The organism is Thermococcus gorgonarius, assembly GCF_002214385.1.
Taxonomy (GTDB): Archaea; Methanobacteriota_B; Thermococci; order Thermococcales; family Thermococcaceae; genus Thermococcus; species Thermococcus gorgonarius.
Window position 1 is genome coordinate 23,374 of the sequence record NZ_CP014855.1, and the last position, 20,491, is coordinate 43,864.

Annotated in this window: 22 protein-coding genes; 10 read left to right on the forward strand and 12 right to left on the reverse strand. The window is 52.0% G+C overall.

Annotated features, from left to right (window positions below; genetic code table 11):
- The first annotated feature begins 38 nt into the window (after nt 1-38).
- Both A3K92_RS00120 and A3K92_RS00125 read left to right on the forward strand, forming a co-directional pair.
- Complete coding sequence (locus A3K92_RS00120; protein WP_088884341.1) at nt 39-1,403, forward strand: TldD/PmbA family protein; 1,365 nt, start codon at nt 39-41, stop codon at nt 1,401-1,403.
- Nucleotides 1,403-2,713 (forward strand): TldD/PmbA family protein, encoded by a 1,311-nt coding sequence (locus tag A3K92_RS00125; protein ID WP_088884342.1) that lies wholly within the window; start codon nt 1,403-1,405, stop codon nt 2,711-2,713. Before A3K92_RS00120 ends, A3K92_RS00125 begins: the two co-directional genes overlap by 1 nt.
- On the opposite strand, the gene A3K92_RS00130 is transcribed toward A3K92_RS00125, so the two are convergent.
- From A3K92_RS00130 to A3K92_RS00140, 3 genes are read right to left on the reverse strand one after another with little or no spacing between them, the layout of a single operon-like run.
- Nucleotides 2,710-3,159 carry a universal stress protein gene (locus tag A3K92_RS00130; RefSeq protein WP_088884343.1) on the reverse strand — a complete coding sequence of 150 codons (450 nt, stop codon included), beginning with the start codon at nt 3,157-3,159 and terminating at the stop codon, nt 2,710-2,712. The genes A3K92_RS00125 and A3K92_RS00130 overlap by 4 nt on opposite strands.
- Before the next feature lie 9 nt (nt 3,160-3,168).
- A complete protein-coding gene (locus A3K92_RS00135) occupies nt 3,169-4,455 on the reverse strand; it encodes an ArsB/NhaD family transporter (protein WP_088884344.1) in 1,287 nt (428 codons plus the stop codon).
- Between the two features lie 9 nt (nt 4,456-4,464).
- On the reverse strand, nt 4,465-5,010 hold the full coding sequence (locus tag A3K92_RS00140; RefSeq protein WP_088884345.1) for a hypothetical protein: 546 nt from the start codon (nt 5,008-5,010) through the stop codon (nt 4,465-4,467).
- Between the two features lie 172 nt (nt 5,011-5,182).
- On the opposite strand from A3K92_RS00140, the gene A3K92_RS00145 reads away from it, so the two are divergent.
- The gene (locus tag A3K92_RS00145) at nt 5,183-7,126 is read left to right on the forward strand and encodes a S16 family serine protease (protein ID WP_088884346.1); all 1,944 of its coding nucleotides are present in this window, start codon (nt 5,183-5,185) and stop codon (nt 7,124-7,126) included.
- Nucleotides 7,127-7,133: 7 nt separating this feature from the next.
- Here the strand turns inward: A3K92_RS00145 and A3K92_RS00150 are convergent, their stop codons facing one another.
- Nucleotides 7,134-7,721, reverse strand: coding sequence for a PH domain-containing protein (locus tag A3K92_RS00150; RefSeq protein ID WP_088884347.1), 588 nt, complete (start codon nt 7,719-7,721; stop codon nt 7,134-7,136).
- Between the two features lie 95 nt (nt 7,722-7,816).
- Here A3K92_RS00150 and A3K92_RS00155 point away from each other — a divergent pair, with 95 nt between their 5' ends.
- The 4 genes from A3K92_RS00155 to A3K92_RS00170 all read left to right on the forward strand — a co-directional run bounded on the left by A3K92_RS00155 (nt 7,817) and on the right by A3K92_RS00170 (nt 11,563).
- Nucleotides 7,817-8,593: a BtpA/SgcQ family protein gene (locus A3K92_RS00155; RefSeq protein WP_088884348.1), complete on the forward strand. Its 777-nt coding sequence runs from the start codon at nt 7,817-7,819 to the stop codon at nt 8,591-8,593.
- Nucleotides 8,594-8,744: 151 nt separating this feature from the next.
- On the forward strand, nt 8,745-9,128 hold the full coding sequence (locus tag A3K92_RS00160) for a hypothetical protein (protein WP_088884349.1): 384 nt from the start codon (nt 8,745-8,747) through the stop codon (nt 9,126-9,128).
- A gap of 239 nt (nt 9,129-9,367) precedes the next feature.
- Nucleotides 9,368-10,720, forward strand: coding sequence for a phosphoglucosamine mutase (gene glmM, locus A3K92_RS00165; protein ID WP_088884350.1), 1,353 nt, complete (start codon nt 9,368-9,370; stop codon nt 10,718-10,720).
- A gap of 12 nt (nt 10,721-10,732) precedes the next feature.
- Nucleotides 10,733-11,563, forward strand: a complete 831-nt coding sequence (locus tag A3K92_RS00170) for a hypothetical protein (protein ID WP_088884351.1) — start codon at nt 10,733-10,735, stop codon at nt 11,561-11,563.
- A gap of 275 nt (nt 11,564-11,838) precedes the next feature.
- Here the strand turns inward: A3K92_RS00170 and A3K92_RS00175 are convergent, their stop codons facing one another.
- Complete coding sequence (locus tag A3K92_RS00175; RefSeq protein ID WP_088884352.1) at nt 11,839-12,429, reverse strand: hypothetical protein; 591 nt, start codon at nt 12,427-12,429, stop codon at nt 11,839-11,841.
- Between the two features lie 87 nt (nt 12,430-12,516).
- On the opposite strand from A3K92_RS00175, the gene A3K92_RS00180 reads away from it, so the two are divergent.
- Nucleotides 12,517-13,905 carry a hypothetical protein gene (locus tag A3K92_RS00180; RefSeq protein WP_157722391.1) on the forward strand — a complete coding sequence of 463 codons (1,389 nt, stop codon included), beginning with the start codon at nt 12,517-12,519 and terminating at the stop codon, nt 13,903-13,905.
- Here A3K92_RS00180 and A3K92_RS00185 read toward each other — a convergent pair.
- From A3K92_RS00185 to pyrB, 4 genes are read right to left on the reverse strand one after another with little or no spacing between them, the layout of a single operon-like run.
- Nucleotides 13,888-14,469 carry an AAA family ATPase gene (locus A3K92_RS00185; protein WP_088884354.1) on the reverse strand — a complete coding sequence of 194 codons (582 nt, stop codon included), beginning with the start codon at nt 14,467-14,469 and terminating at the stop codon, nt 13,888-13,890. The genes A3K92_RS00180 and A3K92_RS00185 overlap by 18 nt on opposite strands.
- A complete protein-coding gene (locus tag A3K92_RS00190) occupies nt 14,466-15,272 on the reverse strand; it encodes a hypothetical protein (RefSeq protein ID WP_088884355.1) in 807 nt (268 codons plus the stop codon). The genes A3K92_RS00185 and A3K92_RS00190 overlap by 4 nt, the downstream gene beginning before the upstream one ends.
- A gap of 38 nt (nt 15,273-15,310) precedes the next feature.
- Nucleotides 15,311-15,766 (reverse strand): aspartate carbamoyltransferase regulatory subunit, encoded by a 456-nt coding sequence (gene pyrI / locus A3K92_RS00195; RefSeq protein ID WP_088884356.1) that lies wholly within the window; start codon nt 15,764-15,766, stop codon nt 15,311-15,313.
- Complete coding sequence (gene pyrB, locus A3K92_RS00200; protein WP_088884357.1) at nt 15,767-16,693, reverse strand: aspartate carbamoyltransferase; 927 nt, start codon at nt 16,691-16,693, stop codon at nt 15,767-15,769. It lies immediately after the preceding gene.
- A gap of 120 nt (nt 16,694-16,813) precedes the next feature.
- On the opposite strand from pyrB, the gene A3K92_RS00205 reads away from it, so the two are divergent.
- Nucleotides 16,814-17,716 (forward strand): thiamine-phosphate synthase family protein, encoded by a 903-nt coding sequence (locus tag A3K92_RS00205; protein ID WP_088884358.1) that lies wholly within the window; start codon nt 16,814-16,816, stop codon nt 17,714-17,716.
- Nucleotides 17,713-18,135: a secondary thiamine-phosphate synthase enzyme YjbQ gene (locus A3K92_RS00210; RefSeq protein WP_088884359.1), complete on the forward strand. Its 423-nt coding sequence runs from the start codon at nt 17,713-17,715 to the stop codon at nt 18,133-18,135. Before A3K92_RS00205 ends, A3K92_RS00210 begins: the two co-directional genes overlap by 4 nt.
- Before the next feature lie 65 nt (nt 18,136-18,200).
- Here the strand turns inward: A3K92_RS00210 and A3K92_RS00215 are convergent, their stop codons facing one another.
- From A3K92_RS00215 to A3K92_RS00225, 3 genes are all read right to left on the reverse strand, one after another.
- Nucleotides 18,201-18,617, reverse strand: coding sequence for an EamA family transporter (locus A3K92_RS00215; protein ID WP_088884360.1), 417 nt, complete (start codon nt 18,615-18,617; stop codon nt 18,201-18,203).
- Nucleotides 18,618-18,724: 107 nt separating this feature from the next.
- On the reverse strand, nt 18,725-18,976 hold the full coding sequence (locus A3K92_RS00220) for a PLDc N-terminal domain-containing protein (RefSeq protein WP_088884361.1): 252 nt from the start codon (nt 18,974-18,976) through the stop codon (nt 18,725-18,727).
- Nucleotides 18,977-19,057: 81 nt separating this feature from the next.
- Nucleotides 19,058-20,404 (reverse strand): cyclic 2,3-diphosphoglycerate synthase, encoded by a 1,347-nt coding sequence (locus A3K92_RS00225; protein WP_088884362.1) that lies wholly within the window; start codon nt 20,402-20,404, stop codon nt 19,058-19,060.
- Nucleotides 20,405-20,491 lie beyond the last annotated feature (87 nt).

Below are 20,491 nucleotides of genomic sequence, written 5' to 3' on the forward strand. Positions count from 1 at the left end.
TTTGAGTCTCCTTCGTGGTTTTCTTCCGGGGTGGTGAGATGGAGGAGAGGCTCTTTCGAACAGCCGAGAGGCTGGCCGAGAGGTACCGCGTTGAGTACTTTGACATAAGAATAAGCCGTGCTGGTCTAACTTCCATATCTCTTCAGAACGACCGACTTGAAGAGCTCTCGTCCAACGTTGAGATGGGCATAGGGGTCAGGGCGTTTAAAGGTTCGTGGGGGTTTTCATCGGCCAACGATCTTTCGAGGGCTGAGGACGTTATAAAGATGGCAATGAAGATAGCCAGTCTTTCAAGTGGAAGCTCCAAAATATACCTTGGCGATCCAGTAAGGGATGACGTCGAGATGCTCGGGAGGAAAAAGGTTTCGGAAGTTGATCTGGCGGATAAGCTCTCTCTCGTGAGGGAAGCGGGCTCTTTCCTTGAGGGGGCGGCCATAAAAAACCGAAGCGTGCGCTATGGCGATTTTGTTAATGAGCAGGTTTTCATCAACTCCCTTGGAAGCGAGATTCGGACTGTTGTCTCCCGTGTGAGGCTGTCAATTTCTGCAACCGCTCACTCGGCCGGGGAGATGCAGCAGTACTGGAAGGTCTTCGGAGGGGTTGGGGGTTTTGAGATAGTTGAAGAGGTCGATTTAAGCCACTGGGGGCCTTTCGTTGCCAGAAAGGCGGCGGAACTTCTAAAAGCGGCTTCGCCGCCTTCAGGGGAATTTAGGGTTCTCATGGATCCTGAACTTACGGGAGTTTTCATCCATGAGGCCTTAGGGCATGCAGTGGAGGCCGATTCAGTTAAAAACGGTGAGAGCATCTTGGCCGGAAAGCTTGGGGAAAAGATAGCCGTTGATGGATTAACGGTCGTTGATAATCCAACTTTGCCCGGAAAGTTCGGCTCTTATCCCTACGATGATGAGGGGATCAAAGCCAGGAGGGTTGAGATCATAAAGGACGGCGTTCTCAGGGAGTACCTCACCGACAGGGAAACTTCCGCCGTTTTGGGGCTTGAACCCAACGGTCACGGGAGGGCCCAAAGCTATGCCCATCAGCCTCTCGTCAGGATGAGCAACACCTACGTTGAGCCAGGGGACTGGTCCTTTGATGAGATGGTGGAAGAACTCAGGAACGGGCTCTACATGATAGGTGACAAGGGCGGGGAAGTGGACATAGCCAACGGTACCTTCACCTTTGGAGCCAAGGAGGGCTATCTGGTCGAGAACGGAAAGATAACGAAGCATCTCCGCGATGTTTCCCTCTCCGGAGGAATCCTGGACGTTCTCAAAAGTGTTATGGCCATTGGACGCGACGTTAAGGTGGAGTTCCCCGGTTACTGTGGCAAGGGTCAGTGGGTTCCTGTGGATGATGGCGGGCCTCACGTTCTCACGAAGGCAACCGTTGGGGGGTTGAAGTAGTGCTTCCCGATTACATTGAAAAGCTGGTCAGGATCCTGGAACGGGAAGACGTTGAGTGGGAAATCTACTGGGAGAGGGGAAGAAGTGGTTCGTTTAGCATAGAGCGTGAAACCCTGGAGAGGGCCCAAAGAAAGTTCTTTTCCGGGATAGGACTCAGGATCGGGCTGGAAGGTAAGGTTGGTTTCTCATACGTGTCCGGCCTTAACCACACCAACGACACCCTCGAAAACCTTGTTAAAAGGGCCATAAAGCTTGCAAAGGTTGGAAACGTTCCGTTCAGTGGATTTCCATCTCCAGAAAAAGTTGAAAAAGTTAGCGACATCTACGACCCTAAAATTGAGGAAATTCCCTTTGAAGAAGCTTACGAGCTTGCTGAACACTTTTCTTCTATTATGGCTGAGAAGAAAGCCGAACTTGGCAGCTCCTACACCTTTTCGGGTTCCCTGAGCATGGGCTTTGTGCACTACGGCGTCCTGAACTCCAATGGGGTTGAACTGATGGAGAAGAGCACGGGCTTCAGCATGTCCTCCTACGTCGTCAAGAAGGAGTTGAAGAGCGGAAGCGGCTACTACGGGCAGAGCTATCGCAGTCTGAAGGGCTGGGAAGAGAGGTACAGCATCTTGGAGAAGGCGTTGTCCCTTGCGGAAGATAGCTACAACGCCGAACTGGGAAAATCCTATGGGGGAGAAGTTTTCTTAGAACCGAGTGCTTTCCTCTCGGTTCTCTCCATCTTCCTTGAAAACCTTAGGGGGGATAACGTCTACCACGGCCGCTCCAGGTTCTCTAAACCCGGAGAGGAAGTTGTCTCGGATATCCTTTCGATTTTCGATGACTCGACGGTTCCGGGGGGCGTTGGGAGTTACTCCTTTGATGGGGAAGGCAGCCCCGGTCAGAGAACACCTCTGGTTGAGAAAGGCATTTTGAGGGGCTTCGTTCTCGATTACACCTTCGCTTCCCTGATGGGATACCACAGCACGGGAAACGCTGTTCGGGACTTTAGAACGGCACCTCAAATAGGGTTCAGCAACGTGGTTGTCGAACCTGGCGACTACAGCGAAGGGGAGTTTGAGGGGGTTATAATTTCAAGGGTCTTTGGTGAACACACCGCCAATCCAGCAAGCGGGGACTTCTCCCTCACGGTTGAACTGGGCTACCGGGTTGAAGACGGGGAAAAGATACCCATAAAGGGCAACATGTTCGTTGGGAACGTCTTTGAAGTCCTGAAAAAAGCGGAAGCAGTTGGAAAAAGACGGGAGAGGATCGGCCCGGCCTACGTTCCCGGGCTTGTTACCTCCGGTAAGGTAGTTTAGCGAACTACTATAACCGGTGGCTTTATCTTTCCTATGACCTCTTCCAGCAGGGAGCCTATTCTCGTCTTTCCACTCTTTCCGAAGGCTCCCATCACGACTAGACTGTAGTCTCCACTGTTGGCCTCTCTCAGTATCTCTTCCTTTGCGTTTCCTTCCCGTATCTTTATGGAGCAGTTTACGCCCTCGTCCCTTGCCACGCTGAGCAATCCAGTGGTTATCTCGTGGATGCTCTTCTTCATTTCCTTCCACGCAGTCTCCTCAAACTTTTGAAGCTCCTCTATATTGCCCCTCCTCATGCTGAGCTGAACCGCTATTGCTCTAGCTTCCCTTCTGTCGAGGACGGAGTAGAGGATTACCTTTGCCTTCTTCCTCTTCGCTATTGAGAAAGCCTGAAGGGCGGCTTTCTGGCTCCACTTCGAGCCGTCTATCAAGACCAGTATTCTCATACTACCACCTCACAGTCCAACGTACCTCAGCCATATTATTCCCATTCCCACGGCGACGGTAATTGTCATGATTGTCATTCCCATCTTGAGGAAATCCCCGAAGGTTATTCTTATTCCCTCCCTGTGGGCCATTCCTATGACGACGACGTTGGCACTTGCCCCTATCGCTGTGCCGTTTCCTCCCAGGCACGCTCCCAGAGAGAGGGCCCACCAAAGGGGATAGACGTTGAGAGTTCCGCTCATAGCTTTTATTATCGGTATCATTGTGGCGGTAAAGGGTATGTTATCCACAACGGCGCTTGATACTGCCGAGAACCAGGTTATTATTGCTATGGCTTCACCTTCGCTGTGTATGTGTCCCATCATCCAGTTGGCCACCTGGGCTATTGTCCCTGTCTCCACCAGTGCGCCAACTATGATGAACAGCCCCCCGAAGAAAAAGAGCGTTGTCCATTCGACCTTCTCCAGTGCTTCCTCCGGTGATGCCCTGCTCCAGAGGAGCAGTACTGAAGCGCCTGTGAGGGCTATCACAGCCGGCTCGACCCCAAGTTTGTCGTGGAAAAAGAACCCGAGAACTACCAGTCCTATTATTGTCAGGGACTTTTTGAACAGGCCTCTGTCCCTTATTGCGTCGTCTTCGTTGAGGCTCATTATGCTCAGTTTTATCTTCTCCGCACGATCCTTGTGGACGTTCATGGCACTTCTGTAGGCTATGTAAATAATCCCTATGGTGATGAAGAGGTCGAGGATAGCTATCGGGGCCATGTTGACTAGGAAGTCGTTAAAGCTCAACCCCGCGGCAGAGGCTATCATAATGTTCGGGGGGTCTCCAATGAGTGTGGCCGTTCCGCCGATGTTTGATGCGAAGATTTCAGCTAGTAAAAACGGCACCGGGTTTATCTCCATCTGCCTGGTTATGTAGAGAAGCATGGGGGTCAGGAGGAGAACGGTGGTAACGTTGTCGAGAAAAGCACTTACAACTGCTGTAACGACCGCGAAAAGCAGGAGAACTTTCATGGGGCTACCCTTCGAGAGCTTTGCCGTCTTTATTGCTATGTACTCAAAGAGACCGCTTTCCCGGGCTATGTTCACGATTACCATCATCCCCGCCAGGAGAAGTATCGTGTCGAGGTCGAGGTACTCGGGGAGTTTTTCCCACGGGACCGTTTTGGCAATCAGGACTAGAGAGGCTCCCACCATAGCGGCTACCGTTCTGTGGATCTTTTCTGACATTATCGCTGCGTACGCTCCTATGAAGACTATGAGTGCAAAAAGCTCCTGCCCGCTCACTGTCATGATCTCACCTCAGTACACCATTATCGGCTTCTCCACGTGCTGCACTATCTTTATGACGAGCGGACTTATTGGAGAAGTTTTTGAGGTTTCTGCGCCGTATTTCTTGGAGATAACGAAGAGATCGTACTTGTCTTCCCTATTTATTACTACCTCGCCTTTGTCTCCAAACAGGAGTCTGGACTTAACTGCGAAGCCAAATTCTTTCAATGAGGCCTCTATTTCTTTCAGCAGCTTTTCACCGTGTTCCCTCTCAACCTCCCTGAACTTCATGGCTTCTTCTTCGCCTAGGGTCACTGAGATAAGCCTAGCAACGGTTTCATCGACGGTATAGATCATGCAGACCTCCGCATGGGGATAGGCTGATATGGTCTCGTAAACTTCTTTCCCCGGTTTCTCTGAATACCGATCCAGAACCAAGAGGATGGAGTTTATCTCGGGTATTATCATCTCCTCTTCGGTCAGGAAGAACTCCTGGTATTTCTCCAGGATGTCCCGATAGCGTCTCTCCGCTATGTTTCTGAACTTCCTGTCTATCAGCTCGCTGAACAGGCCCATATTCCATCGCCTCGATGCACGCTCTGGGACATCGGGTTTTAAGGTTATCGTTCATTTGAAGGCACTTTAATTGGAGGATTTGTGGAGGTCATCGGGAAATACTGAAAAATGACAGTTGTGATAAGGAAAAACTTTAAGCTCCTCCCCGGATATTGCCTCCGGAGGTGGTTTAATGAACTCAAGAAGGGCTCTGCTTAATTCCGTCCTGTTAACATTTATCATTCTTGGAAGTCTCTTCCTGGTGGCGTCTCCAGTGGCCGCTCAGTGTCCCTGTGAAGGCCATACAGTGATCCTGAAGGCCCCGGCTGTTGCAAAAACACCCGAGGGTAATTTAGTCGGCGTTGCGACAACCTTTGTCATAACCGTTGCCCCGGGAAGCGGGCACGTTTACCTCGAAACCTGGCCTCTGACCCAGGTGGATATGCAGGCGAGTGCAAGACTGGCTGCTCAGATAGCGGGCAAAGTTACTGGAAAGAACATGAGCAGATACGACGTCTTCGTCCAGGTGAAAGCTGACACACCGATCATCGGTGGCCCATCTGCCGGCGGTACTATGACAGTGGGCATAATAGCGGCCCTAGAGGGCTGGAACGTGAGAAACGACGTCATGATGACGGGTATGATAAACCCGGACGGTACAATCGGCCCGGTGGGAGGCATACTCGAGAAGGCATCGGCCGCTGCATCCGTGGGTTCAAAGCTCTTCCTCATCCCCCAGGGGCAGAGGATTCAGGTGGTTCAGGAGACTCAGAGGAGGAGCATCGGGGGGGTTATTCAGATAACAACAACGAGCAGGAAGGTCGACGTTGTGGAGTACGCCAGGGAGCGCTGGGGCCTTGAGGTTAAGGAGGTAGCCGACATCTACGATGCCGTCTACTACTTCACCGGCCACAAACTTCCTAAGCCTGAGGTTCCCCCGACCGTTGTCATAGACACGTCCTTCCTTAAGGACGATGCCCAGAGGGACCATCAGAACACGACCGATTACTACAATAAAGTCCTGGAAGAGCTCAAGAACAGCAACGTTGATTACTCCACCTACACTGCCCTCAAGCAGGCCCTCGACCAGGCGAAGGAAATAATAGACGAGGCCAAGAGGGACATAGATTCCGGCATGTATTACAGCGCCCTCAGTAAGGACTTTCAGGCGAGAATAATCATAAGACACGTCCAGTGGTACGTGGAAGTTTCCAGGCCCGAGGATGTAGCTTCCCTCCTCAACCGCGTTCAGAGAGAGCTGAATTCCACGGAAGCGTTCGTTTCCGGCCTGACTATACGAGGTTATACAATGCTTCAGGCAGTTGCGGCCGCCGAGGAAAGGGTTGAGGAGGCCAAGACCAGCCTTCAGAACGCCTGGAGGTATTACTACAACTCCGACTACTGGGATTCGATCGGCGAGGCTGCTTACTCTTACGAAAGAATCCAAACCGCCAGGTTCTGGGCTGAACTGGGGGAGCGCTTTGCCGGCGGCGAGGTCATTGACAGGGAATCCCTGAGGGACACAGCCAGGAACTACATCGATGAGTCCAACCTAATAGCCACTTACATAGAGTCAATGTACGGCGATGTCCTCGGTAACGACCTCACGTCCACGATAGAGGAGGCAGAGGGGTACTACGATGACGGTAAGTACTCGGCGGCCATATTCACCGCGATGGAAGCCAGAGTCCGCGGGGAGGTGTTCCTGGACACCCTGGCCACTGACAACATGACGGTTCTCCTGGAGAAACTGCAGAGGATGAAAGAGGCCGCCAGAACGGCCATAGGTCTTGCCCAGATGAAGGGCATTCATCCCCTTATAGCTATAGCCTACTATGAGTTTGCCGAGAGTTACGAGAAGGGCAACACCACCGAGGATATAACAAACGCGATGATATTCTACCAGTACGCCAGGGAAAGCGCGGGAGTTTTCCTGATGAACCTCAACGAAAAAAATGAAATCCCGACTAACCCCCTCGAACCATCGACGGTTTCAACCACTACAGCTTCCAGTTCCCAGTCCAGCCCAGTACCCACAACTGGCTCCGCGACCTCAGAGAGTTCGAGGGGTATCTGCGGTCCAGTTGCAGTTGTTGCTTTCTCTCTGCTCCCATTGGTAATTAAAAGACGCAGATAGCTCTGCTCTAGATTTCTTCCAGTAGTTTCTTCCTTTTCTCCTCGTATTCTTCCGGGCTTATGACACCCATGTCGTAGAGCTCCTTCAGCTTCTTAAGCTTCTCAAGCGGGTCTTCCTTCTCTTCCTTCGCGACCGGCTGGGCGGGCTGATAGGCTGGCATAGTTCTCGTTACAAACTCCTTCGGCTTCTTCAGAATCCATGTCTCGCTTGTCAATCCCTTTTTCACCTCTATGGAAACTGGCTCGACTGCTATGGCATTGAGGGCGTCTTTAATCGCGTTTATTGCCTTCCTTGCCTCCTCCTTGTTCATCCAGCCGAGCCTGAGCGTTATGTTCTCCTCGCCCTCTATTATGAACTCGGATGACATTACCCCCAGCTTCACCGTTACCTGCTCCAGTTTCTGATATGGGAGTGCCTTCAGGTCGTACCTCCCGAGAACCTTCTCGTCGAGGTAGATTATCCTTCTGTCAGTTACAAGGAGCCACTTTGGTTTTTCCAGACTTATCTTTTTCTTGATTGAAAAAAGAACTCTTTCACCTGGCTCGAGATGCCTGAGAACTGACTTGGGCAGCTTTGGGCTTTCCTCTTTTCCCATTTTCACCACCTTATGTGGTTTGGGTTGACCCAGTATATCAGCCTTTCCCCCGCAAACCTCATTAATCTCACTGTCAATGTCATCACGGTGTTGGTATGGACTTCGAGAAAAAGCCCCTCATCGGAATGGTTCATCTTAAGCCGCTCCCCGGTTCCTACTTCTACGACGGGGATCTCGATGGTATAATTAAAGCCGCACTGAGGGACGCAAAAACGATTGAAAAAGCCGGCTTCGACGCGGTTATGGTCGAGAACTTCGGCGACGTTCCCTTCCCAAAGTACGTTGACAAAACGACGGTTGCGGCTTTCACGGCAGTAGCTAAGGCAATCCGCGATGAAGTTTCCCTTCCACTTGGGATAAACGTCCTTCGCAATGACGGCATCGCCGCCTACTCGATAGCCTACGCAGTAAAGGCAGACTTCATAAGGGTGAACGTGCTCAGTGGCGTAGCTTACACAGACCAGGGAATCATAGAGGGCATAGCCCACGAGCTTGCAAAGCTGAGAAAGCTCCTCCCGAGCAAAATCAAGGTCTTTGCCGACGTGCACGTCAAACACGCCGTACACTTCGGGGAGTTCGAGGACTCGCTTAGAGATACTGTTGAGAGGGGCCTTGCCGATGCCGTTGTCGTCAGCGGAAAAGCGACCGGGAAGCCGGTCGACATTGAGAATCTCGCCTTGGCGAAGAGGATCTCCCCCGTCCCCGTTCTGGTCGGCTCTGGAACAACCTACGACAATCTTCAGGAGCTGTGGAAGTACGCGGACGGCTTCATCGTCGGGACGTGGATCAAGCGGGATGGAAAGGTTGAAAATGAAGTTTCTCTGGAAAGGGCAAGGAAACTGGTTGAGCTGGCGAAAAACCTTCGCTCTTGAAGGAAATTTGTTTCCTCTTTTCGAATTTCCTTCTCCGAAAGGCTTATTACCCATAAGTGAGTAACCTGTAAAAAGCAGAGCTCATCCCGCTTTTCTTTTCCGCGAGATGGCCTTGCGTTCCTTAGGTTGTTGACTCTGTGGAGGTGAAAAAATGGGATTCATCAAAAAGCTGTTCGTTGGCTTCTTTCTGCTCCTCCTCATAGGAATAGTCGCTGTCTTTGGCATGCAGTACTACTACAACACCTTCTACACCAAGGTTCCCGTTGAGGTCAAAACAGAAACGGTGAGCGGGGACGTCTTCTACCTCTCGCACGTCCTTCCAGCGGGCAAGTACTACATCAACGCGAGCAGCGAGGGAACTGTGGGAAAGATAGTAATACTCGACGAGAAGGACAACGTTCTGACCGAATCCGAAACTAACAGCATGATTTACGGCTCAAGCAAGCCTTTCCAGGTCAGGGTTGAGTACAAGGCCCCGCTGAACGTCGATTCCTACAGGGTCAGCGTCGGCATATACAGGCTTGAGAAGAAGTGATCTTCTTCCTTTATCTTTCTTCCTAAAGCATGGTTCTCTGAGAGGACTTTTTCGAAAGTTTGTCCCGTTTGCGGGAGAAGAATTTTTGTTAGAGGACTGTTTAGGTGTCATCTCAACTTCCCCATACCCTGGTCAACTAGTGGGATTTTTGTTTCATAGGCAGGAGGGAGTCCGTTTTCGGGGAAAAGGTTATATCTCCCTCTCCGGACAACCGAACATAACTTTCACGGGTGGTCATCATGGGAAAGTACTTCGGAACCAGCGGCATCAGGGAGGTCGTAAACGAAAAGCTCACACCTGAGCTGGCTTTGAGGGTTGGAAAGGCTCTGGGCACTTATCTGGACGGGGGAACGGTCGTCGTCGGAAGGGACACGAGGACGAGCGGTGAGATGCTGAAGAACGCTCTGATAAGCGGACTTCTCTCGACAGGAGTAGAGGTTATAGACATTGGTTTGGCTCCGACTCCCTTAACCGGCTTCGCGATAAGGCTTTACGGGGCCGATGCGGGTGTAACGATAACGGCTTCTCACAATCCCCCGGAATACAACGGCATAAAGGTCTGGCAGCCGAACGGGATGGCCTACACGCCGGAGATGGAGGCTCAGCTTGAGGCGATAATCGACTCCGGAAACTTCAAAAAAGCTTCTTGGAACAAAATCGGAACCGTTAGAAAGGCAGACCCGAGAAAGGAGTACATCAAAAGGGCCCTTGAAATGGTTCACCTCGATGGTTCCTACACCGTTGTCCTTGACGCCGGCAACGGGGCCGGTTCAATTCTAAGCCCCTACCTCCAGCGCGAGCTCGGGAATAAAGTCATCTCGCTCAACTCCCACCCGAGCGGCTTTTTCGTTCGTGAGCTCGAGCCGAACGCAAAGAGCCTATCAGCTTTGGCGAAGACTGTGAAGGCGATGAACGCTGACGTTGGAATAGCCCACGACGGCGATGCCGACAGGATTGGAGTAGTCGATGATCAGGGCAACTTCGTCGAGTACGAGGTGATGCTCTCTCTTATAGCGGGCTACATGCTGAGGAAGTTCGGGAAGGGCAAAATCGTTACTACAGTAGATGCTGGCTTCGCCCTCGACGACTACGTTAAGCCACTCGGCGGTGAAGTCATTAGGACGCGCGTCGGCGACGTTGCGGTTGCTGATGAGCTGGCCAGGCACGGCGGTGTCTTCGGCGGCGAGCCGAGCGGAACGTGGATAATCCCCCAGTGGAACCTCACTCCGGATGGAATCTTCGCCGGCGCCCTTGTTATGGAGATGATTGATAAACTCGGCCCGCTCAGCGAGCTTGCCAGAGAAGTTCCGCGCTACGTAACTTTGAGGGCAAAAATCCCCTGCCCCAACGAAAAGAAGGCTAAGGCGATGGAAATCATAGCGAGGGAGGCGCTCAAGACCTTCGACTACAAGCGGTTGATAGACATCGACGGTGTCAGAATCGAGAACGACGAGTGGTGGATTCTCTTCAGGCCGAGCGGAACGGAGCCGATAATGCGCATAACCCTTGAGGCCCATACAGAGGAGAAAGCCAGAGAGCTGATGGAGAGGGCGGAAAGGCTGGTGAGGGAGGCTATTGGATCAATAAAATAATGGTGACAAGTTATGGACGTTTTGGACTTGCTTTCGCTATTCAATGAGAGCAATGCCAAATGGATCCATCTTATTGTAATTGCTATTTTTATTGCAACTAGCGTGGTTTCTATCTTGAGCCATCTTAAGGATCTTGATATGATTGTGGACTGGCGTAGACGTAATGAGCTATGGTGTGTTTTTAGAGAGTATCCGGGCATTAAGGATTTTCTGCGAGATTTATACCGCGAGTTCGATCTGAGAGCAGGTTTTAACAATGAGAACTTAATGAAAATGTATTTTTGGATGCCTTCTGTGTTTTCACTTCTCCTTGGTGGTTTTGTGTATTATCGTAGCAATCTTAGCACTGAGCAGATTGGGGTATTCCTATTTGGTCTCTGGACTCTAGTCATCGTTTCTAGTCCTATGATTTTCTTTATGACATTTAGCCCAACAAAGCTGAAAAATTTGGCTAATTTTATTAACTTCACTGTTGGTTCTATTGTCCCACTGTATCTATCCATTATTGTTGGATTTGAGGGTAACATGAGTGAAAGTGCCATTTTGCTGGGAGTAGACATAGTTGGAATGCTTTCATTGCTTTTAATCTTGTATCCTCGCTTACAAAAGCAGGTAATTATTCAGCTCTGGAATAGTGTTGAATTCTTGCCAAAGAAGAAAGTTTATTTGTTGCAGAGATCCCCTTTAATCAAAGTGATAACGCCAGATGGACAATTTGAAGGCAAGATTTGGGATATCTTCAACAGTAATTACCTTATCTTAAGAAATGGGCCGAAAGAGATATTAATCCCTTGGTCACGGATATCCTATCTTGAAATTTTTGGAGAAAAGAAAGTGATGTAATCACTTCAGCTTCTTCCCTATTATCACGAGGATCGCTATACTGGTTATCAGCATAGTCAAGCGGGTTTCTTGCTCCTCTCTTCTGGCGTGACGATATGGGTGTAGAGCATCACCGTCGCGTCGGGACTACTACTCATCCTTTGCTCATGTTTTTGCTTTCCTCCTAAAGGGGCGCGAGATAACTAATGGCCACATTCCCATAGGAACATCTGTGGGGGACATTTAGAGGAACCGTCATGAGGTGGAGAAAACCCAAAAACAAAGTGAGTACAACATCATCCGGAACCGCTTTCCAGTCCAAGTGCCTCTTCCAGCCTCTCAATGCTTCCATCTATACCGCCCTTGTCGAACTCCAAATAAGTGGCCTCCGGGAATCTTGCCATAAGTATCTCGAAGAGTATCCCGGGCAAAGGCTTAAGCTTGAAACCCTGGTCCCTCACAAGCTCCTTCGAGCGCTTGAGCCTCTCCTCCTTGCTCAGGTAGAAGAACTCCTGCATAGCCCTGTAGGGATAGCTCTCGGGGTCGCTTGAGCTGGTGTGGAAGACGCCGCAGGTTGGAGAGCCCTTGACGCCTACAAAGACGACTTTTTCGGGCTTCTCATCGGTTAGAACCCTTCCGATGAAATCCGCTATTATCTTTGCCCTCTCGCGCATGCCCAACTTCTCGTAGACTTCCCTGCTCGCAGGTGCCCTCGGCCAGCCGATCAGCTCGAACTCCGGACAGGGATACGCCAAAACCTGCCACTCACCGTCGAGCTCTCCTATCAGCTCCCTCAGCCTTCTCGCGGTTTCATATTCTTTCTCCTTCGGCCCACGGTAGACGTAGAAAGGACTGAGCAGGCAGGGGGCGATGACCAGGAGGTTCATGAGATCACCCCTATGCTATCGGAACGCCCCTTTATATCCCTGTCGTTCACCGAAATACTTTTTAGCATAGGAACTCGAGTGTTTTTGGTGGTTGTAATGAAGAGGACACTGGCAGGTTTAGGGATACTATTCCTCCTGCTCCCCTACGCCTCGGCTCACCTCGTGGTAAAGTCCAGTGGCTATATGCTCTTCCTTCGGGACTTGGACGGGCATCACTACTTTGGCTACACAGCCCCGTTCTGGATGGGCCTGCGCAGGCCTTCATGGGCCATCTTCCTGAACGTTGGGCCGGACAGGGAGCTGAAGTGGGCCTACAACTACTCGACTATGGGAGGCATGGCTTTCTACACGGGAATCAAGACTGAAAACGGCTTCTTGCTCCTGGGGGAGGCCGGACCTTCCGGCTACGCCGTTCCCCTGGCCGTTATGCTCGATGACTCGGGGAACGTGGTGTGGTCCAGGGCCTACAATTTGGGCGAGGAGGCTCAGGGCATGTTCCTAGATGCGGTTCCCAGCGGAGAAGGTGTTCTGGCAGCGGGGCTGACCCTGGGCCCCGGAGGGGATATTGGAGTAATTCTCATGAACCTGAGCTATTCGGGGGACGTGACCTCGGCCGTGAGGATTCCCCTTGGGGATGTCCTTGGTCCCTACCAAATCACCCGCTCCAACGGCGGTCTCTTCCTCTCTTGGATTCTCAACGCCACGGACTTCGTAACGGCGGAGCTCGATTCCTCCGGTTCTGTCCTTAAGGCCGTCAAGTACTCCCTTCCCAGCTCCCTCGTGGGAGAGACGGATCCCCTCAACCCCATGAGAAACTTTTTTTACGTTCCATCTTTTGGTGGAGACGGCCCCGTTCTCATCGGTGGGTTGGGGAACGGATCGGTTCCGTGGCTGCTGATTGATCACCTGGAAAGCGGGGAGTGCCTAAACGTCACCCTGCCGCTGGAAGGTGTTCTAAGCTCCGTTCATTATTCCCCAGGGGAGGGGTTCTTCGGGGTCTTTGCCTCGAACATCAGCTACTCCGAACTACCCGGCCCCGATCACAGGATTAGAACCCTGCTGATCAACGCCTCTCTCCTCTTCCTGTTGCAAGGGAACGGGGGGGTTAAAGTCTTCATCAAGCCCCTTGGAAACGTCACGAGTGCCTATTTCTCCTTTGAGGGCATCTCTATAGGCATCCTGAACAACGTGAGCAACGTCACGGTTTTCGATGGAAAGTTCGATCCGGTTGAATTAGGCTTCAGCGAGCTTGAAGTAGTGGTTAAAAAGTGCAGTCTGAGCGTTAAATCCAGAGAAATCAGCCTTGACTCCAAAACCGTCAACGTGACCTACATGGCCGTTCCCGTAAACAGGACGCCGATTAGCCTTGAAGTCTCTGTGATAGGGGAAGAAAAGCTCGAACAATCGCCCCCATGGATCTTTGCCCTTCTGTTTCTGCTTTCGACTCTGACCTTGGTACTATGGGCCAGACGCTGAGAGCTCTCCTATTATTTTTTCCACCTTCTTCCTCAGCTCCTCCAGAGTGCCCTCGTTTACAATGATGTAATCCGCGAGGTCCTTCAGCTCGCTCGTGTGGTAGAGCCTTTCCTCGGCGTCGTCCATCGCCTTGAAGTCCTCAAAGCTCTTGATGGTCTTGTCCTTTTCAGCTCTCCTTCTCATTAGCCTCTCGAACCTTATTTCTGGCCTCGCCTCGACATAGATTACCTTTCCGCCCAGTCTCTTTATGGTCTCTATTTCCTCCCTCGAGCGGACTCCGTCGATGACGATGTTCTTGCAGTGCCTTTTCTTGTCAACGGCTAGTTTTATCAGGATATCTCCGCCGTATTTGTCCTTGAGGTACTTTCCGAACTCGATAAGCCTGTCGCGCGTCGGCTCGGCCTTCTCAGGCAGTTCTGGAATCCACGAGTAGTCCGAGACGTTGTGGGTCAGCAGGTCTATCAGCGGGTCGCTGCAGGAGACCCTGCAGAAGCCTTTCTCCTCGAAGAACTTTGCGACGGTTGTTTTTCCGGCGGCAATCTTCCCAACTACTCCAATTATCATCTCTTACGCCTCCAGTAGCGCCATATTACGTTTGCCCCGTCCGTTGATTCCATAAGGCCCTCGTACGTTAGCTCGGCTACAAAGCGGACGAGGGCGTCGTAATCAATCATCGTGGGAAACTCAAAGCCGAAGAGGTATTTCAGTTCAAAGAATCCGATGTGAAGGAAGCGGAACGGGTTGAGGAGCGCTATCCCCTCGCTCCACCTCAGCCCGAGGGGAAAGTCCGCGAGAACTAGTTTTGCCCCCCTTTCCTTTGCGAGCTCTACGAGCTTCCCTTCGTCCGGGAAGAGGAGCTCTCTCGGCTCTCCTTTCACGGGCTCGTATTGGAGCTTTGGAAAGGCGTAACGTATCCCAACAGCCTCGTAGGGCAAGCCTAGTTTCTCGGCGAAGCCGAGCAAAGCTCTCGCATTAAAGCTCAGGAAAATCAGCGTTTTAACGTCCCCTTTCACCTCTGGCCACTTCCTAGGGGGAAAGCGCTTTTCCGCCTCGATTATTGGAAAGAGAAACTCCAGCTCCGTGCCTTTCACGAGCTTCTCTGCCTCTTCCAGCTTCCTCCTCTTTACCTCAAGGTCGAGGTTTGAATAGACAGTCACCTGCTTGATCCCAAGCCTCTCCCTGAGCTTTCCAATGACCAGGCTGTTGCCGATGAGGACGCTCTTGTCAGTTCTGTCGTGGGCTATTATGAAGAGCTTGTCGCCCTCTTCATCGTAGCGAACTTCGTCTATCCTGAACGGACTTTCCGGGAGGCCGTGCTCCCTCCTGATCTGTCTGACGAGTTCTTGGATTTCCTCGACCGTGAACATAACAGAAAAAAGGTGGAAGAGTCAGTTAAAAGTCTTCCTCAGAGGTTGCCGAGTATCTCATCCCCTTCTATGGTTCTTTCACAGTAGTGGCAGCGGAGCTTGAGCGGTTCCCTGCTCTCGACCTTGAACTTTGGAACCACGTACTCGTGGTTGCTGACGCAGTTCGGGTTCGGGCACCTCAGGATGCCAACTATTTCATCCGGAATCTCCACGTTGAACTTCTCGATGATCTTGTAGTCTTTTACGATGTTCACAGTAGCCATAGGAGCTATGAGTGCTATCTTATTAACCTCCTCCTCGCTCAGATACCTCCCTTCGACCTTCACGATGTCCTTCCTTCCGAGCTTCTTGCTTGGGACGTTCGAGGCAATGAGGAGAGTCCCACCGTTTGGCTTGGTTAAGCCCAGAATCTCCACGACCTTGAGCCACTTTCCAACTGGGATGTGGTCTATGACGGTCCCCTCGGGAATTACCTCAATCTTCAGCTCCGGCATTCAGAGCACCCCCAGCGTCAGTCCGAGAAGGGCCATTCTCACCGGAACGCCTGAGAAGACCTGCCTGAAGTAGAGGGCGCGCTCGCTTTTGTCAACTTCCGGGTGAATTTCATCAACCCTCGGAAGCGGGTGCATTATCTTCAGGCTTTCCTTGGCGTTCTTGAGGATCGATAAGTTCACCTGGTAGCTTCCCTTGACCTTCAGGTACTCCTCCTCGTCCGGGAAGCGCTCCCTCTGGATCCTCGTCACGTAGAGGACGTCCAGCTCAGGAATTGTGCCCTCAAGGTCGGTCGTTTCGTGGACTTTTACCCCCTTCTCGCGGAGCTCGTCAACTATGTGTTTTGGCATTCTCAAGAGCTCGGGTGAAATGAGGTAGAGCTCGACGTCGTAGAAGGCCAGAGCCTCTGCTAAGCTGTGGACGGTTCTGCCATACTTTAAATCGCCGAGCAGACCGATTGTTAAGCCGTCTATCTTCCCAAAGGTGTGTTTTATGGTGTATAGGTCTAGCAAAGTCTGAGTTGGATGCTGGTTGCTACCGTCGCCGGCGTTGATGACAGGAATTTCCGCTACTTCAGCGGCTAACCTCGCGGCGCCCTCCATTGGGTGCCTTATCACTATCACGTCGCTGTACTGCTCCACTGTCTTTATCGTATCCGCCAGACTCTCCCCCTTTTTGACGCTCGTGCTTGATGCGGAGGAGAAGCCTATAACCGAGCCTCCGAGCCTGTGCATCGCCGACTCAAAGCTAAGTCTCGTCCTCGTTGACGGCTCGAAGAAGAGTGTCGCAAGGATTTTGCCGCGCGCGTAGTCGAGTGAACCTTTTTCCTTGAGTTCCTCTTCAAGCCTTTCGGCAACGTTTAAAACAAACTCGATATCCTCCTTGGAGAAGTCCCGTATGCTTATCACGTCGCGCCCTTTCCAGTCCATAAGAGCCCTTCCGGTGTAAAAAACGATGGGTTTTTAAACGTTTTTTAACATTTTTATGATGAAGGGCAACCGCAACCTCTTTAGGCTGTGTGCCGGTTATACCCCTGGCCGGTGGTGGTTATGAGGACTCCAGCAGTTTATCTGGCAGAGGTAATAATGCCCTATCTGCGGGCGAAGATTGCCGAAGTTCTTTACAAGGGGAACTTCAAGCAGGCTGAAATCGCGGACTATCTCGGGGTTACTCAGGCGATGGTGAGCAAGTACCTATCTGGTAAATACAAGAAGCCGCCAGATGAGCTCGCCCGTAAGATAGAGGAGATAGCGGAGGAAGTTGGGAGGTTCATTCTCTATGGGGGTACCAAGGAAGAAGCCATAGTTCTCGTTTCCAGACGATTGGTCGAGCTCTTCCAGAGCGGCTTTCTCTGCAGGTTTTACGCCGAGTACGCGGGGATCAGTGAGGAAGCCTGTCACACGATATACTTGACCTCCGGGAAGGGAGAGGTGTTGGAGAAGCTTTCGCTCGCTTTAAGACGTTTAACCGCCCTTCAGAATTTTGGCGAGCTAATCCCCGAGGTTAGAAGCAACTTTGCTTACTCGGTGCAATCGCCTCTCGGCCCCGAAGATGTGGCGGCTGTTCCTGGAAGGATAACCCTTGCGAAGGGGAAACCCTACGCGCTGCCTCCGGAGTTCGGAGCAAGCCGGTTTACGGCTGGTATCCTTGTCGAGGTCGGAAAATTAAGGCCCGAAGTCAGGTGTGTCCTGAACATTCGCTATGGGGAGGACGTTGAGAGGGCTCTAAAGCTTCTTAGGTTCAAGGTCGCCAGAGTGAGCACTGAGGGGCTTGAGGAAAGGGAAGCCGTGAAAAAGATAGCCAGCCCCTTCTCGATTGACCTGTACGATGTGGTTATCGATGAAGGTGGCCATGGGGTTGAACCCGTGGTTTATATCTTCGGCAGGGATCCTTTTGAAGTCGTTGATAAGATTGAACGCCTCTTGCGGGTTCTTGGGGGTGAAGGGGAATGAAGGTCTTCACGAAGGAGCTTCGCTTCTCAACCAGGGGCGAGATTGACTTAGTGGACATAACGGAGGAAGTCGAGAAGGCCGTTGAGGAGAGCGGAATAGAAAACGGGCAGGTTCTTGTCTTTGTGCCCGGAGCAACGGGTGCGATAGTCACGATAGAACACGAATCTGGACTCCTGGAGGACTTTAAGAGAACCCTGAGGGAGCTTGTTCCTAAGGGAAGGGGATACCTCCACGACAGGATAGACGACAACGCCCACAGCCACCTTAGGGCCACTCTCCTCGGCGCGAGCGAGTGCTTCCCGGTCGTTGATGGCCGTTTGGTGAGGGGCACGTGGCAGCAGATATTCTTCGTTGAGCTTGACGTCAGGCCGAGACACAGAAGGGTTATAGTGCAGGTTGTGGGGGAGTTAGAAGTTTAACTTCTCAACCCTTTATAAACCTTGAGAAGTGTGAGTTCTCACCTTTCACCTTTTTATAAACTCCTTCACAGCGACACCAAAATCGCCCCGATGACTATCAGGAGCGCCCCAAGCGCTGTTTTTAGATCCATCTTACTCCCGAGGACGAGCCACGATAGGAATATCGCGAGGGCAACGCTAGTTTTGTCTATTGCGATAACCGAGGGGACCCTTCCGTTCTTTATGGCCATGAAGTAGAACAGCCACGAGAGCGCCCCGGCAAGCCCGGAGAGGGTTATCAGGAGGAGAGCCCTGCCGTTGATCTCACCGACCTTAGTGGAGCCGCTGAGGAGGGCAACTCCCACCAGAAAGACCGCCATTATAACTGCCCTCACCGCGGTCGCTAGGGTTGGATTGACGTCCTTGAGGCCGAGCTTTCCGAATATCGGGACGAGCGATGCGAAGAAAGCGGCCAGAACTGCGTAGATTATATATTCCCTCATTTCAGTCACCTAAAGGGGGTAATAACCCGCCCAAGTTCATCGGCTCCGCCTTCGGCGGCACTCCCCGGGCGGAGGAGGTTGATAATTTCTTCCTAAAAGGCTTCCGGTCAGATCTCAATAGGTTGGTCAAGTCCTTCGAACCTTTCCTCGGGAGTTTCTTCATACTTGTGGCTGGCCTTAACGATAAGGTAGTATATGATGGCACCTATAAGGTTGAGGAACAGTGCCACCAGAATCCAGATAATCTTTTCAGCATCGGGCATCTTCTTTTGGTTTGTTATGACATCGTAGGTGACCCAGATCACTGATATCAAGTTGAGAAGCCAGATGAGGGGGAACAGAGAGAACACCACAATCATGCCATCACCCTTGCTTTGAGTTTAATTCATTGGTATATAATAGGATTTTGAAAGGAGGGAAAAGAAACAGATGGCAGAAGCTCACTTCTTGAGCTTCTCGCAGTTCTTAACCCACTCCTCAAGGACGTCCTTGAGCTTGGGCTGGCCGATTTCTTCGAGTTCGTACTTGACGCGAACGGCCGGCTTGTTGAGGTTCATGAACCTGCGGAGGTCAACGGGGGTGCCCATGACGACGACGTCGGCATCGGCTCTGTTGATGGTCTCCTCAAGCTCCTTGATCTGCTTCTTGCCGTAGCCCATGGCCGGCAGAATGACGTCGAGGTGCGGGTACTTCTTGTAGGTCTCGACGATTGAGCCGACCGCGTAGGGCCTCGGGTCGATTATCTCCTTTGCACCGAACTTCTTGGCGGCGACGTATCCGGCGCCGTACTTCATGCCGCCGTGTGTGAGCGTTGGTCCGTCCTCAACGACCAGGACGCGCTTGCCCTTTATCAGCTCGGGCTTGTCAACGAATATTGGCGAAGCCGCTTCGATAACGGTGGCGTTCGGGTTGATCTTCTCAATGTTCTCACGGACCTTCTGGATGTCGTCCCTGTTGGCGGTGTCAATCTTGTTGATTATGATGACGTCAGCGCTCCTGAAGTTGGTCTCACCTGGGTGGTACTTGAGCTCGTGGCCCGGCCTGTGCGGGTCGGTGACGACTATCCAGAGGTCGGGCTCGTAGAACGGGAAGTCGTTGTTTCCGCCGTCCCAGAGGATTATGTCGGCTTCTTTCTCGGCCTCGCGGAGAATCTTCTCGTAGTCAACGCCGGCGTAGACAACCATTCCCCTCTCGATGTAGGGCTCGTACTCCTCGCGCTCCTCGATGGTGCACTCGTACTTGTCGAGGTCCTCGAAGGTGGCAAACCTCTGGACGACCTGCTTCCTGAGGTCGCCGTAGGGCATCGGGTGCCTTATGGCAACGACCTTGTAGCCCATCTCCTGGAGGAGCTGGGCGACCTTTCTTGAGGTCTGGCTCTTTCCACAGCCGGTTCTGACGGCGGTGACCGCTACTACCGGCTTGCTGGACTTGAGCATGGTGCTCTTCGGGCCGAGGAGCCAGAAGTCGGCTCCAGCGGAGTGGGCTCTGCTTGCGAGGTGCATGACGTGCTCGTGTGAGACGTCTGAGTAGGCGAAGACAACGATGTCAATGTCGTGCTCCTTGATTATCTTCTCCATGTCGTCTTCGCTCAATATCGGAATCCCGTTCGGGTAGAGCTCGCCGGCGAGCTCGGGTGGGTAGAGCCTTCCCTCGATGTCCGGAATCTGGGTAGCAGTGAAGGCAACGACCTCGTATTCTGGATTGTCCCTGAAGAACACGTTGAAGTTGTGGAAGTCCCTTCCAGCGGCACCCAAGATTAGAACCCTCTTCTTTTTCTTCTCGGCCATTTTCGTTCACCTCAAAAACCTTGTCCGTTGGTGTATTGGTCTTTACACTTATAACGGTTTTCGTTTAACAATGCAAGGTCTTGCTGG